Origin of the sequence: Streptomyces sp. UW30 (genome assembly GCF_008042075.1) — a bacterium.
Taxonomy (GTDB): domain Bacteria; phylum Actinomycetota; class Actinomycetes; order Streptomycetales; family Streptomycetaceae; genus Streptomyces.
The window spans coordinates 845,132-858,439 of the sequence record NZ_RDBN01000005.1 but is presented as its reverse complement, the minus strand read 5'-3'; the positions used below and the strand labels follow the sequence as shown (position 1 = coordinate 858,439).

12 protein-coding genes are annotated in these 13,308 nt (G+C 70.7%); 8 read left to right on the top strand and 4 right to left on the bottom strand.

What is annotated here, in order from left to right; all coding sequences use genetic code 11:
• Positions 1–367: 367 nt before the first annotated feature.
• Positions 368–1,222 (bottom strand): LysR family transcriptional regulator, encoded by an 855-nt coding sequence (locus tag EAO75_RS05575; protein WP_147993850.1) that lies wholly within the window; start codon positions 1,220–1,222, stop codon positions 368–370.
• A 68-nt stretch (positions 1,223–1,290) separates the two neighbouring features.
• Between EAO75_RS05575 and EAO75_RS05570 the strand changes: the two genes are divergently transcribed.
• Complete coding sequence (locus tag EAO75_RS05570; protein WP_147993849.1) at positions 1,291–2,184, top strand: EamA family transporter; 894 nt, start codon at positions 1,291–1,293, stop codon at positions 2,182–2,184.
• A gap of 26 nt (positions 2,185–2,210) precedes the next feature.
• On the opposite strand, the gene EAO75_RS05565 is transcribed toward EAO75_RS05570, so the two are convergent.
• Both EAO75_RS05565 and EAO75_RS05560 read right to left on the bottom strand, forming a co-directional pair.
• Positions 2,211–2,390 (bottom strand): hypothetical protein, encoded by a 180-nt coding sequence (locus EAO75_RS05565; RefSeq protein WP_147993848.1) that lies wholly within the window; start codon positions 2,388–2,390, stop codon positions 2,211–2,213.
• Positions 2,391–2,492: 102 nt separating this feature from the next.
• Entirely contained in the window at positions 2,493–3,158 is a 666-nt protein-coding gene (locus tag EAO75_RS05560) for a GntR family transcriptional regulator (protein WP_147993847.1), read from the bottom strand.
• A gap of 94 nt (positions 3,159–3,252) precedes the next feature.
• Here EAO75_RS05560 and glyA point away from each other — a divergent pair, with 94 nt between their 5' ends.
• The 5 genes from glyA to EAO75_RS05535 all read left to right on the top strand — a co-directional run bounded on the left by glyA (position 3,253) and on the right by EAO75_RS05535 (position 9,562).
• Complete coding sequence (gene glyA / locus EAO75_RS05555; RefSeq protein WP_147993846.1) at positions 3,253–4,557, top strand: serine hydroxymethyltransferase; 1,305 nt, start codon at positions 3,253–3,255, stop codon at positions 4,555–4,557.
• Complete coding sequence (locus EAO75_RS05550; RefSeq protein WP_147993845.1) at positions 4,554–5,774, top strand: sarcosine oxidase subunit beta family protein; 1,221 nt, start codon at positions 4,554–4,556, stop codon at positions 5,772–5,774. Before glyA ends, EAO75_RS05550 begins: the two co-directional genes overlap by 4 nt.
• A gap of 23 nt (positions 5,775–5,797) precedes the next feature.
• Positions 5,798–6,097: a sarcosine oxidase subunit delta gene (locus EAO75_RS05545; RefSeq protein ID WP_147993844.1), complete on the top strand. Its 300-nt coding sequence runs from the start codon at positions 5,798–5,800 to the stop codon at positions 6,095–6,097.
• The gene (locus EAO75_RS05540) at positions 6,094–8,946 is read left to right on the top strand and encodes a sarcosine oxidase subunit alpha family protein (protein WP_147993843.1); all 2,853 of its coding nucleotides are present in this window, start codon (positions 6,094–6,096) and stop codon (positions 8,944–8,946) included. The genes EAO75_RS05545 and EAO75_RS05540 overlap by 4 nt, the downstream gene beginning before the upstream one ends.
• Positions 8,947–9,007: 61 nt before the next feature.
• Positions 9,008–9,562, top strand: a complete 555-nt coding sequence (locus EAO75_RS05535; protein ID WP_410092212.1) for a sarcosine oxidase subunit gamma — start codon at positions 9,008–9,010, stop codon at positions 9,560–9,562.
• A gap of 135 nt (positions 9,563–9,697) precedes the next feature.
• Here the strand turns inward: EAO75_RS05535 and EAO75_RS05530 are convergent, their stop codons facing one another.
• Positions 9,698–11,149, bottom strand: coding sequence for an amidase (locus EAO75_RS05530; protein ID WP_147993841.1), 1,452 nt, complete (start codon positions 11,147–11,149; stop codon positions 9,698–9,700).
• Positions 11,150–11,326: 177 nt separating this feature from the next.
• Here EAO75_RS05530 and EAO75_RS05525 point away from each other — a divergent pair, with 177 nt between their 5' ends.
• Entirely contained in the window at positions 11,327–11,719 is a 393-nt protein-coding gene (locus tag EAO75_RS05525) for a VOC family protein (RefSeq protein WP_147993840.1), read from the top strand.
• A gap of 550 nt (positions 11,720–12,269) precedes the next feature.
• Entirely contained in the window at positions 12,270–13,262 is a 993-nt protein-coding gene (dhaK, locus tag EAO75_RS05520) for a dihydroxyacetone kinase subunit DhaK (protein ID WP_147993839.1), read from the top strand.
• Positions 13,263–13,308: the final 46 nt, after the last annotated feature.

The following is a 13,308-nucleotide window of genomic DNA, read 5'->3' as shown; positions in this document are numbered from 1 at the left end:
CCACAATCGGGCCGCCTCGTTCCCGTCCGCGTTGCACAACGCGTCGTGGACCGCCGCGTCCTCGTTCCGGATGCCGCACGACGGCCGGGTCGGCACCATGGATCGCGAGGCGCACGGCCTCCCCACCTCCACTCGACGGTTCACCCGCGACCGGCGGGATCCGCTCATGGGTACCCGTCCCGCCCGTATTGTCACCCTCGTGACCCCTTACTCGGCGAACGGGCCTGGCGCACCCGCTGCGGCCGTGGTGTGCTGGAGGGGACGGGAAGGACCCAGACCGACGCGGAGAAGCGGCTGACAGCCGTGCACCGCGCAATCAGGATCCGCGAGAAGTGGATAGGGCCCTTCCCGCCCCCATGCCATCGCGTCAGTCACCCCGGTACAAGGCCGTGAGCAGCTCTATCGCCGCCTGTGCTGCGGGATGCGGGTCCTCACGCCACCAGGCCAGCCGTACGGCGATGGGTTCGGCGTCCCGGACGGGCCGGTAGACGACGCCGGGGCGCGGGTACTGGTGGGCGGTGGCCTCGGCCGTCATGCCGACGCAGCGGCCGGTGGAGATCACCGTGAGCCAGTCGTCGACGTCGTGCGTCTCCTCGATCGCCGGACGTGAGTCGGGCGGCCACAGGTCGGTGGTCGTGGTGCCGGTGCGCCGGTCGACGACGAGGGTACGTCCGCTGAGGTCGGCCAGCCGGACCGAGCGGCGCCGGGCCAGCGGGTCGTCGGCGGCGACCGCGCACAGCCGCCGCTCCAGCCCCACGATGGCGGAGTCGAACCGCCGGTCGTCCACACCCCGGCGCACGACCGACAGGTCGCAGGCTCCCTCGGCGAGCCCCGCGGTGGACGAGTTGACGCGCACGAGCTGAAGGTCGGTCCCGGGGTGGGCCGCGGCCCAGCGGCGCTGGAAGGCCGGGGTGTGCCGGCCGAGCGCGGCCCAGGCGTAGCCCATCCGCAGGCGGGCGTACCCGGAGGTCGCCTCCCGGACCAGGTCGTCCACCTCGCCGAGCACCCGGCGGGCGTGCGCAAGGACGCGCAGCCCGGTCCCGGTCGGGGTCACCTCGCGGGAGGTCCGCCGCAGCAGCCGGACACCCAGGGCCCGCTCGAGCGAGGCCAGCGAACGGGAGACGGCGGCCTGGGAGACGCCGAGGGCGATGGCGGCGTCGGTGAAGGTGCCCTCGTCGACGATCGCGACGAGACAGCGCAACTGCTTCAGCTCCACATCCATGACTCAAGCGTATAGATGGTGAACCGAACGCATTTTGCGCAAGGATCGAGCGGTCGCACGATCGGCGTATGCGCACCCGACCCGCACCCGCGCCGACGCCCCTGACCCCGCTGGAGCCCTCCGAGCGGACCGGCGGACGGCTGGCCGGCGTGGCCACGATGATCGGCAGTGGCCTGTCGAACCAGACCGGCGCCGCGATCGGCTCCCTCGCCTTCCCCGTCCTGGGCCCCGCCGGTGTCGTCGCCGTGCGCCAGTACGTCGCCGCCCTCGTCCTGATCGCCGTCGGCAGGCCGCGGCTGCGTTCGTTCACGTGGGCTCAGTGGTGGCCGGTGATGCTGCTGGCCCTGGTGTTCGGCACCATGAACCTCTCCCTGTACTCGGCGATCGACCGCGTCGGGCTGGGCCTGGCGGTGACCCTGGAGTTCCTCGGCCCGCTCACCATCGCCCTGGCGACCTCGCGCCGCCGTATGGACGTGTGCTGCGCGATGATCGCCGCGGCCGGTGTCGTCACGCTGATGCGCCCGCAGCCCTCGGCCGACTACGTCGGCATGGGCCTGGGCCTGTTGGCGGCCGCCTGCTGGGCGTCGTACATCCTGCTCAACCGCACCGTCGGCCGACGTGTCCCCGGAGCGCAGGGGGCGGCGGCCGCGGCGGGCATCTCGGCCGTGATGTTCCTGCCCATCGGCATCGCCGTCGCGGTACGGCACCCGCCCACGGCCGGCGCCGTCGCCTGCGCGATCGCCGCAGGGGTCCTGTCCTCGGCCGTGCCGTATCTCGCGGACCTGTTCACCCTCCGGCATGTCCCGCCCCGGGCGTTCGGCCTGTTCATGAGCGTCAACCCGGTCCTCGCGGCCCTGGTCGGCTGGGTCGGCCTGGGCCAGGGCCTGGGCGCACCGGAGTGGGCGAGCATCGGCGCCATCGTCGTCGCCAACTCGCTGAGCATGGTGGCGTCGCGGAGTTGAAGGTAGGCAGATCAACTCGACGTCATTCACCGGAATGTGAAGCCGGTGCCGAGGCCGTCGTGCGGCATCCGGAACGAGGACGCGGCGGTCCACGACGCGTTGTGCAACGCGGACGGGAACGAGGCGGCCCGATTGTGGCGGTCATGATCGAACACTGCGTCCGCTACGTGATCGCCCAGCTGCCCGACGACGACGTCGCCCCGCACCTGTGGACCACCTTGGCGGGCAGGCCCCGCATGCGCCCCGGGCAACCGCGAGGCGTCGCGCACCGACTTCTCAGCGAGCCGAGACCCGGCTCGGCCGGCGTCTCAGATGGCCTCGCGAATGGCCCGCTCGAAGCCTTCGACGTGGCTACGGGCGAGCTGCGCCGACTGATCGGCGTCACCCGCGACGATCGCCTCGACCAACGGTCCGTGCTCCTCGACGTGGCCGGCCATGTCGGACAGCCGGTCGACGAACAGGCACCAGATACGGGTCGCCAGGTTGTCGTGGCGGACGAGGGTGTCCTCCAGGTACGGATTGTGCGTGGCGGCGTAGATGGCGCGGTGGACCTGGAGGTCCAGGTGCATCAGCTCGCGGGCTTCGCGCCCACGGGGACGCACGCTCTCCAGCTCCCGCCGCAGGGCCGTCAGGGACGCCCGGTCCGTGGCCGTGGCGCGGCGTGCGGCCTGGGCTGCGGCCAGGGGTTCCAGTTCCAGGCGCACCTCGGAGATGTGGGCCAGGTCGGTGATGTTGACCTCGGTCGCGAAGGTGCCGCGTCGGGGGTAGGTCGTGATGAGCCGCTCGTACTGGAGCCGTTTCAGCGCCTCGCGCACCGGCGTCCGTCCGACGCCGAGGGACTGCCCCAGCTGGTCCTCGTTGATCGGCGCGCCCGGACGGATCTCGAGCATGACGAGCCGGTCGCGGATGGCGCGGTAGGCCCGCTCGGCGAGGGACAGTTCCTCACCTCTGGGCTCGGTCGCCACGTTCTGCATGAGGCCCCCTTGACCTGTCCGGCGAGCTCCCATACCGTACCGCAGAGTCTGATATATCAGTTGCTCTTTAGTTGGCTCCCAGGATGGTGCACAGATGGCAGCGAACCCGTCGATCACCACGTCCACCTCTTCCCTGTCTCTCCCGCTCGGCGAACTCGACCCGGACGTCGCGACCGCGGTCGCCGCCGAACTGCACCGGCAGCAGTCCACGCTCGAGATGATCGCCTCGGAGAACTTCGCCCCGGCCGCCGTCATGGAGGCCCAGGGCTCGGTCCTGACCAACAAGTACGCCGAGGGCTACCCGGGCCGCCGCTACTACGGCGGCTGCGAACACGTCGATGTCATAGAGCAGTTGGCCATCGCCCGGGTGAAGGAGCTGTTCGGCGCGGAGGCCGCGAACGTGCAGCCGCACTCGGGCGCCCAGGCCAACGCGGCCGCGATGTTCGCGCTGCTCGACCCCGGCGACACGATCCTCGGCCTCGACCTGGCGCACGGCGGTCATCTGACCCACGGGATGCGCATCAACTACTCCGGCAAGCTCTACAACGTCGTGCCGTACCACGTGCGCGAGTCGGACCTGCGCATCGACATGGACGAGGTCGAGCAGCTCGCCCTGGCCCACCGGCCGAAGCTGATCGTCGCCGGTTGGTCGGCCTACCCCCGGCGGCTGGACTTCGCCGCGTTCCGGCGGATCGCCGACGCGGTGGGCGCGTATCTGATGGTGGACATGGCGCACTTCGCCGGGCTGGTGGCCGCGGGCCTGCACCCGAACCCGGTGCCGTACGCCGACGTCGTCACGACCACCACGCACAAGACCCTCGGCGGCCCGCGCGGCGGCGTGATCCTGAGCCGGGCAGGCCTGGCCAAGAAGATCAACTCGGCGGTCTTCCCGGGCCAGCAGGGCGGCCCGCTGGAGCATGTCATCGCGGCGAAGGCGGTGGCCTTCAAGGTGGCGGCGGGCGAGGAGTTCAGGGAGCGCCAGCAGCGCACCCTGGACGGCGCCCGTATCCTCGCCGGCCGGCTGCTGGCCGACGATGTCGCCGAGGCCGGGATCACCGTGCTGACCGGCGGCACCGAGGTCCACCTGGTCCTGGTCGACCTGCGGAACTCCTCGCTGGACGGTCAGCAGGCCGAGGACCGGCTGCACCGCATCGGCATCACCGTCAACCGCAACGCGGTGCCGTTCGACCCCCGCCCGCCGATGGTCTCCTCGGGGCTGCGGATCGGCACCCCGGCCCTCGCCACCCGCGGCTTCGGCGAGGCGGAGTTCCGGGAGGTCGCCGACATCATCGCCGAGGCCCTGAAGGGCGAGCGGCCCGACGACGAACTGCGCGCACGGGTCGAGAAGCTCGCCGCCGCGTTCCCTCTCTACCCGCACCTGATCGGAGACGCGGCATGACCGCCGAGCCGCTGCCGGAGCACCCGGACTTCCTGTGGCGCAACCCCGAGCCGCGCTCCTCGTACGACGTCGTCATCGTCGGCGCGGGCGGCCACGGCCTGGCGACCGCCTACTATCTCGCCAAGAACCACGGCATCACCAACGTCGCCGTCCTGGAGAAGGGCTGGCTGGCCGGCGGCAACATGGCCCGCAACACCACGATCATCCGCTCGAACTACCTGTGGGACGAGAGCGCCGCGATCTACGAGTACGCGCTGAAGCTGTGGGAGGGGCTCCCGGAGGAGCTGGACTACGACTTCCTGTTCAGCCAGCGCGGTGTCCTCAACCTCGCCCATACCCTCCAGGACGTCCGCGAGGGCGTGCGCCGCGTCAACGCCAACCGCCTCAACGGAGTTGACGCCGAATGGCTCGAACCGGACGAGGTCGCCAAGGTCTGCCCCATCCTGAACGTCTCCTCGCGTACCCGGTATCCGGTCCTCGGCGGCACCTTCCAGCCGCGCGCCGGCATCGCCAAACACGACCACGTCGCCTGGGCGCTGGCCCGCCGCGCCGACGAGCTGGGCGTGGACCTGATCCAGGGCTGCGAGGTCACCGGTTTCCTCAAGGACGGCAACCGGGTCGTGGGCGTCGAGACCAACCGGGGCCGCATCCTCGCCGGGCGCGTCGGGCTCGCGTCCGCCGGGCACAGCAGCGTGCTGGCCGAACGGGCGGGCGTACGGCTGCCGGTGCAGTCGCATCCGCTGCAGGCGCTGGTTTCCGAGCTGCACGAGCCGGTGCATCCGACGGTCGTCATGTCGAATCACGTGCACGTCTATGTGTCCCAGGCACACAAGGGCGAGTTGGTGATGGGCGCGGGCGTCGACTCCTACAACGGCTACGGGCAGCGCGGCTCCTTCCACGTGATCGAGCAGCAGATGGCCGCCGCCGTCGAGCTGTTCCCCGTCTTCGCCCGCGCGCATGTGCTGCGGACCTGGGGCGGCATCGTCGACGTCTCCCCGGACGCCTCCCCGATCATCGGCACCACGCCGGTCGAGAACCTCTACGTCAACTGCGGCTGGGGAACCGGTGGTTTCAAGGCCACGCCGGCGGCCGGCTGGACCTTCGCGCACACCATCGCCACGGGTGAACCGCATCCGCTGAACGCCCCCTTCGCCCTCGAACGTTTCGCGACGGGCGCGCTGATCGACGAGCACGGCGCAGCAGCCGTGGCCCACTGAAAGCTTGTTGAGAGAAGGACACCGTGCTGCTGATCAGCTGCCCATGGTGCGGCCCCCGCGACGAGACCGAGTACCACTACGGCGGACAGGCCCACGTCCCCTATCCCGAGTCCCCCGCCGACCTCACGGACGAGCAGTGGGCCGAGTACGTCTTCTACCGCGACAACCCCAAGGGCCCCTTCGCCGAGCGGTGGATGCACAGCATCGGCTGCCGCCGCTGGTTCAACGTCCTGCGCGACACAGTGACCTACGAGGTGCTCGCCGCCTATCGGCTCGACGAGCCCCGACCCGAACTGCCCCAGGCCGGAGGTGGCAACCGATGACCGACCAGCGATTCCGGCGGCGGCAAGGGGGCCGTATCGACCGTGACCGCGTGCTGCGGTTCACCGTCGACGGGCGGGAGTTGACCGGGCACCCCGGGGACACCGTCGCCTCGGCGATGCTCGCGAACGGGCTCGTCGAGGTCGCGCCGTCGCTCTACCGCGGCCGCCCGCGCGGCATCGTCGCCGCCGGTGTCGAGGAGCCCAACGCCCTGTTGCAGGTCGACGGTTCGTGCTCGGAGGGCATGCTGCCCGCGACGGCAGTGGAGCTGTACGAGGGCCTGTCCGCCACGACGCTGTCCGGGATGGGCCGGCTCGACCCGACTCCCGACCTCGCCGTCTACGACAAGAAGTACGCTCACACCGACGTCCTGGTCGTCGGCGCCGGACCGGCCGGGCTCGCGGCCGCCGCCGCTGCCGCCGGCTCCGGCGCTCGCGTGATCCTCGTCGACGACCAGCCCGAGCCGGGCGGTTCGTTGCTCTCCGGTACAGGGGCCGACCTCAAATGGGTCGCCGACGTCCGCGCGGCACTCGACGCCGCCCCCGACGTCGTAGTCCTGCAACGCACCACGGCCTTCGGGTCGTACGACGACAACTACGTACTGGCCCTCCAACGGCGCACCGACCACCTCGGAGCCGACGCCCCCGAAGGCGTCTCCCGCCAGCGGCTCTGGCACATCCGGGCCCGGCAGGTGGTCCTGGCGACCGGCGCTCACGAGCGTCCGCTGGTGTTCGCCGGCAACGACCTGCCCGGGGTGATGCTCGCCGGGGCCGTGCGCACCTATCTCAACCGGTACGCCGTGGCTGTGGGATCGCGGGCCGTGGTGAGCACGAACAACGACAGTGCGTACGACACGGTCGCCGCTCTCCACGCCGCCGGGATCGACATCGCGGCCGTCGTGGACGCGCGCCCGGAGCTGTCGCAGCGGGCAGCCGAGGTCGCCGTGGCGACCGGGGTGCGGGTGCTGACGGGCAGTGCGGTGGTCTGCGCCGCGGGCGACGGCCGGGTCAGCGATGTCGCCGTCCGTGCCCTGGACGACGCCGGTCGACTCACCGGCGAGTCGGAGTCGTTCCACTGTGATCTGCTCGCCGTTTCGGGCGGGTGGAGCCCGGTGGTGCATCTGCACAGCCAGCGTCAGGGGCGGTTGCGCTGGGACGAGGATCTGGTCGCCTTCGTCCCCGACGGCTCCGTACGGGACCAGCAGGTCGCGGGTGCGGCGCGTGGGACGTACGACTTCGACGGCTGTCTTGCCGAAGGGGCGCGGGCCGGTGCCCTGGCCGCGACGGAGGCCGGGTTCCCGGTTGCCGTGCCACCGTCGAGCGAGACCCGAGGCTCGGGCCCGGTGCGCGCGCTGTGGCTGGTCCCCGGCCTCGACGGCGAACCCGGCTCCTGGGACTCCCACTTCGTCGACCTCCAGCGCGACGTCACCGTCGCCGACGTCTGGCGGTCCACCGGCGCCGGTATGCGCGGCGTCGAGCACGTCAAGCGCTACACCTCGCTCGGCACGGCGAACGACCAGGGCAAGACGTCCGGCGTCAACGCCATCGGGGTGATCGCCGAGGCCCTCGGCGGTTCACTGGGAGAGATCGGCACCACGGCCTACCGGGCGCCGTACACGCCGATCGCTTTCGCCGCGCTGGCCGGTCGTGAGCGCGGCGAGCTGTTCGACCCGGAGCGGACCACCTCTGTCCACAGCTGGCATGTCGCTCAAGGAGCGGTCTTCGAGGACGTCGGGCAGTGGAAGCGGCCGCGCTACTACCCCGGGCCCGGCGAGGACATGGACACGGCCGTGGCCCGCGAGTGCCGGGCGGCCCGGGAGGGGGTGGCGTTCATGGACGCCTCCACCCTCGGCAAGATCGAGATCCGGGGCGTGGACGCCGGCGAGTTCCTCAACCGCGTCTACACGAACGCGTTCAAGAAGCTGAAGCCCGGCATGGCCCGTTACGGCGTGATGTGCAAGCCCGACGGGATGATCTTCGACGACGGTGTGACCCTGCGCCTCGACGACGACCGCTACTTCATGACCACCACGACCGGCGGCGCCGCCGGGGTCCTGGACTGGCTGGAGGAGTGGCTGCAGACGGAGTGGCCCGAACTGGACGTCCGCTGCACGTCGGTGACCGAGCAGTGGGCGACGATCGCCGTCGTCGGTCCGCAGTCCCGCGAGGTCGTCGCCCATCTCGCGCCCGACGTCGACCTGTCCAACGAGGCCTTCCCGTTCATGGCCTTCCGCGAGACCACGCTGGCCTCCGGCATCCCGGCCCGCATCTGCCGGATCTCCTTCTCCGGTGAACTGGCCTACGAGATCAACGTCTCGGCGTGGTACGGGCTCGCGGTGTGGGAGGAGGTGTACGCGATCGGCCGACCGTACGACATCACCCCGTACGGCACCGAGACCATGCACGTCCTGCGGGCCGAGAAGGGCTACATCATCGTCGGCCAGGACACGGACGGGACCGTCACTCCGCAGGACGCGGGCATGTCCTGGGTGGTCTCGAAGCAGAAGGACTTCATCGGCAAGCGGTCCTACTCCCGCGCCGACACCGCCCGAACCGACCGCAAGCAACTGGTCGGACTGCTGCCGAGCGACCGCACGACCCGGCTGCCCGAGGGCACCCAACTGGTCGCGCCGGACGTCGCTTTGGAGACGGTGCCCGTGCCGATGCTCGGCCACGTCACCTCCAGCTACCACAGCCCGGCCCTCGGCCGCCCGTTCGCCCTCGCCCTTGTCGCCGACGGGCGGGCAAGGATCGGCGAGACCCTGCTCGCCCCGGTGGGCGAGGACCTGGTGCCCGTCGAGGTGACCGACTTCGTCCTGTACGACCCCGAAGGGACCAAGCGAGATGGCTGAGTTGACCGAGTCCGGCCCGGTGGCGCTGCGCACCAGCCCCCTTGCGCATCTGGAGGAGCGGATGCGCGCCGCGGCCGTCACCGGCGCCCGCGGGGTCACGCTGACCGAGTGGCCGTTCGTCACCATGGTGAACCTGCGGGTCGACCCGACCACCGAAGCGGCCGAGCGCATCGGGAAGACTCTGGGGGCACCCCTCCCCCAGAGTTGCGGCCACACCGCCGCATCCGGCCCCCACACGGTCGTGTGGCTCGGCCCCGACGAATGGCTCGTGCTGTCCCAGGCCGCCGAAGAGACCGCTGTGACCGCCGAGTTGCGGGAGGCTCTCGGAGCGGACCCGGGCTCGGTGGTGGATGTCTCGGCGAACCGCACCACGCTGGAGCTGAGCGGCCCGGCCGCCCGGCAGGTGCTGGAGAAGGGCTGCCCGCTGGACCTGCATCCCCGCTCCTTCGGTCCCGGCCGGGCGCTGTCGACCACGGTGGGGCCCATCGCGGTACTGCTGTGGCAGGTCGACGACGAGCCGACCTACCGGCTGTTCCCGCGGTCCTCGTTCGCCGACCATCTGGCGCGCTGGCTCGTCGACGCGATGAGTGAGTACCGAGGCCCGTCGATCCCCTGAGGGCGCCGAGCCGGTCGGGCCGGTGGCGGCGACACCACCGGACGCGACCTGAGTGGCTGACCGGGGTGGCTCGGCCGCAGCCTTCGGGGGCTGCGGCCGGCACCTCGTCCTCGACGGACACCCCGGCAGTACGCCCTACTTCGGTGCCTGGAAGCCCCCGATCTCCTGCTCGAGCAGCTCGGCCAGCCGCAGCGGGGTGCGGTCCTCGAACATCGGGCCGATGAGCTGCACCCCCACCGGCAGACCCTCGGGGGACCGGCCCGCCGGTACGGCTGTGGCGGGCAGACCGGGCATGGTCGCCAGGCCGGCCCAGACGAGCTGGTCGAGGTACGGGTACTCGACACCGTCGATGTCGAGCCGGCGCCCCAACAGATCGGGGTTGTGGTCGTGCGGGAACGCGGCAGTGGGCGTGATGGGACACACCACGGCGTCGAACTCGGCGAAGAGCTGCCGCCAGCCGTGGCGATGGAGCTCGCGACGGCCGTTCGCCTCGACCCAGTCGCGGTGGCTGAACACCATGCCGCGCAGCCGCGTCGCATCGAGACTCCGATCGTCCGCGCTCAGCCCGGCGGCGAGGAGCCGCAACTCCTCATACGCCTGAACCGGAAGACGTGCGGCGGAGCCCGAGAACAGCAACTGCGTGTAGAGCACCGCGGCTTCGGTCAGATCGGGCAACAGCGGACTGTGCCGTTCGACGCGGGCGCCGCCCTCGACCAACGCGTCGGCCACCCGGTTCACGCCCGCCCGCACAGCGGACCCGGTCGCGATGAGCGGATGCTCGTCGAGGACCAGGACCCGGAAGTCGCCGAGCCGCTCGTGGCGCGCGGGCGGCAGCGTCAAGTCGTGCGCCACACCGAGCGTCAGCGGGTCCGGTCCTGCCATCACGTCGAGCAGCAGGGTGAGGTCACGGGCACTGCGCGCCATCGGACCGACGACGGCGAGGTCGGACTCGGCCGGCAGTGCCGGCGCGGGCGGCGGGACCATACCGCGGTTCGCCGCCAGCCCGAGACTCGGCTTGTGCGCGTAGACACCGCAGAAATGTGCGGGGGTGCGCAGCGAACCGCCGATGTCGGACCCGATGGACAACGCGCCGAATCCGGACGCCAGGGCCGCCGCTGATCCGCCGGAGGATCCGCCCGGCGTGCGAGCGTGATCCCACGGGTTATTGGTGGTGCCGTATATCTCGTTGAAGCTCTGCACATCCTGCAGCCCCAGGGGCACATTGGTCTTTCCCAGCACCACCGCGCCCGCGGACCTGAGCCGCGACACCTGCACCGCGTCCTCGGCCGGCACGTAGTCCCGGTGCGGCGGCATGCCCCAGGTCGTGGGCAGCCCGGCGATGTCGTAGGACTCCTTGACCGTCACCGGAATGCCGAGCAGGGGCCGGTCCTCACCGCGGGCGCGTGCCTGGTCGGCATCGCGCGCGGCAGCCCGCGCACGGTCGAAGTCCGGCACACAGATCGCGTTGATCGCCTTGTCGTGCCGCTCGATACGCGCGATCGCCTCGTCGGTCAGCTCCGCCGAGGTGACGTCACCGGCACGCAAGGCAGCCGCGAGTTCTTCGGCCGTCTGAAAATTCCAGTCCATGAATCCGACCGTACGGGCCTGTGGACGAGGTCATGAAATGCCGTTTCGTGCAACGGGGTTGATTTCTCCACCCTCGCTCGATGGACCGGCCGAACGAGGGCTTGAAATCATTCGCCACTGCTCGCACGGCCCGGTACGTTCGCGAGAGTGTCCCCACGCTGAGAGAAGGTTTCGTCAATGGCTTGCCGTATCAGTGAGCTCGTACTCGGTTGCCGCGACGCCGAGGTGCTGGCGCGGTTCTGGTGCGAGGTCCTGGACTTCGTGGTGCTCGGTCGCGAGGACGACGGAAGCGTCGAGATCGGGCCGCGTGAAGGGTTCGGCGGCGCGCAGCCGACGATCTTCCTCAGCGTCAGGGACGAGCCGGAGCCCGGGAAGTCCCGGCTGCACATCGACGTCAACCCCACCGACCGCGATCAGGACGCCGAGCTCGAACGCCTTCTGAAGCTCGGTGCGCGCCGGGCCGACATCGGCCAGACCGGGGAGGAGCAGTGGCACGTCCTCGCCGATCCCGAAGGCAACGAGTTCTGCCTGCTCAAGGCCCGCCTCGCTCCCATCCCGCAGGCGGGATGACGTACATCCGTAACGAAATGTACAAATAGTACTTTACGGAGATTTGTAACAATCTGGTCCATCGCGACCAACGCCTGCGATGCGCCGCACGCCCGGCACCAACCCGGGCTGCGGCGAGCGCGCAGACCATGGCCGTCTCCCACACACAGGCCGCCGCCCGTGAAGCAGCCGGGCTCGACAGCCTCACTGGAGACCATTTCCGCTGGTCGGCGACGTGCAAGCACCGCACCGCGAGCAGCCGGGACGCCACCTGGCGATCACCCCTCAGACACTCGAGCAGGCGCGCCCCGGGCCCCCCGCGCACGTGACCTTCGCCGCCGCAAGGGTGATACTTCCCACATCAGGACTCCGGCGACGACACGCACCCGAGAACAGGTACCTGACGATCTGTCACCACAGTCGGCATGAAGTCGGCATCAGTACCGCCAGGACCCGCACAGGACCACCACCGACCGCCACCGACTACCAAGATCGAAACCCTGCCCCACCTGCCCTGACCTGGCTAAACGCGGGTCAGGCGGCCAGCTGCAAGTCACACCGGGAGGTACCCATGAAGATGCTGATCAACGTCGCGGAGACCGTGGTCGCGGACGCGCTGCGCGGGATGGCCGCCGCTCATCCCGAGCTGGTCGTCGATGTGGACAACCGGGTGATCGTACGGCGGGACGCCCCCGTGGAGGGGAAGGTCGGCCTCGTCTCCGGTGGCGGGTCGGGGCACGAGCCGCTGCACGGCGGTTTCGTGGGTCCGGGAATGCTGTCGGCTGCGTGTCCGGGCGAGGTGTTCACGTCGCCGGTGCCCGACCAGATGCTGCGGGCCGCGGCCGCCGTGGACAGCGGGGCCGGTGTGCTGTTCATCGTCAAGAACTACACGGGTGACGTCCTGAACTTCGACATGGCCGCCGAGCTCGCCGAGGACGAGGGCATCCAGGTCGCGAAGGTGCTCGTCAACGACGACGTCGCGGTCACCGACAGCCTCTACACGGCCGGGCGGCGCGGCACGGGCGCGACGCTGTTCGTCGAGAAGATCGCCGGCGCCGCCGCGGACGAGGGACAGCCGCTGGAGCGGGTGGAGGCGGTCGGCCGGCAGGTCAACGAGAACTCCCGCAGCTTCGGTGTCGCCCTCAGCGCCTGCACCACACCCGCCAAGGGCAGCCCCACCTTCGATCTGCCGCCGGGCGAGCTGGAGTTGGGCATCGGCATCCACGGCGAGCCCGGCCGGGAGCGGCGGGCGATGATGACGTCGGGCGAGATCGCCGAGTTCGCGGTGGGCGCCATCCTGGACGACATGACCCCGCGCAACCCCGTCCTCGTCCTCGTCAACGGCATGGGCGCGACACCGCTGTTGGAGCTGTACGGCTTCAACGCCGAGGTCCAGCGGGTGCTCGCCCAACGCGGCGTGTCCGTCGCCCACACCCTCGTCGGCAACTACGTCACCTCGCTCGACATGGCGGGCGCCTCGGTCACCCTGTGCCAGGTCGACCAGGAGATGCTGCGGCTGTGGAACGCGCCGGTGAAGACGCCGGGACTGCGGTGGGGAGTGTGAACCGGAGCCGGACGGACCGGGGCCGGACCATCACAACACACCTGTC

What these genes read in the sequence shown, in the direction of transcription:
- EAO75_RS05560 (WP_147993847.1), bottom strand. Translation starts at nt 3,158, where the DNA reads ATGCAGAACGTGGCGACCGAGCCCAGAGGTGAGGAACTGTCCCTCGCC.
- EAO75_RS05530 (WP_147993841.1), bottom strand. Translation starts at nt 11,149, where the DNA reads ATGGACTGGAATTTTCAGACGGCCGAAGAACTCGCGGCTGCCTTGCGT.
- EAO75_RS05540 (WP_147993843.1), top strand. Translation starts at nt 6,094, where the DNA reads ATGACCGACCAGCGATTCCGGCGGCGGCAAGGGGGCCGTATCGACCGT.
- EAO75_RS05535 (WP_410092212.1), top strand. Translation starts at nt 9,008, where the DNA reads ATGCGCGCCGCGGCCGTCACCGGCGCCCGCGGGGTCACGCTGACCGAG.
- EAO75_RS05575 (WP_147993850.1), bottom strand. Translation starts at nt 1,222, where the DNA reads ATGGATGTGGAGCTGAAGCAGTTGCGCTGTCTCGTCGCGATCGTCGAC.
- EAO75_RS05550 (WP_147993845.1), top strand. Translation starts at nt 4,554, where the DNA reads ATGACCGCCGAGCCGCTGCCGGAGCACCCGGACTTCCTGTGGCGCAAC.
- glyA (WP_147993846.1), top strand. Translation starts at nt 3,253, where the DNA reads ATGGCAGCGAACCCGTCGATCACCACGTCCACCTCTTCCCTGTCTCTC.
- EAO75_RS05570 (WP_147993849.1), top strand. Translation starts at nt 1,291, where the DNA reads ATGCGCACCCGACCCGCACCCGCGCCGACGCCCCTGACCCCGCTGGAG.
- dhaK (WP_147993839.1), top strand. Translation starts at nt 12,270, where the DNA reads ATGAAGATGCTGATCAACGTCGCGGAGACCGTGGTCGCGGACGCGCTG.
- EAO75_RS05525 (WP_147993840.1), top strand. Translation starts at nt 11,327, where the DNA reads ATGGCTTGCCGTATCAGTGAGCTCGTACTCGGTTGCCGCGACGCCGAG.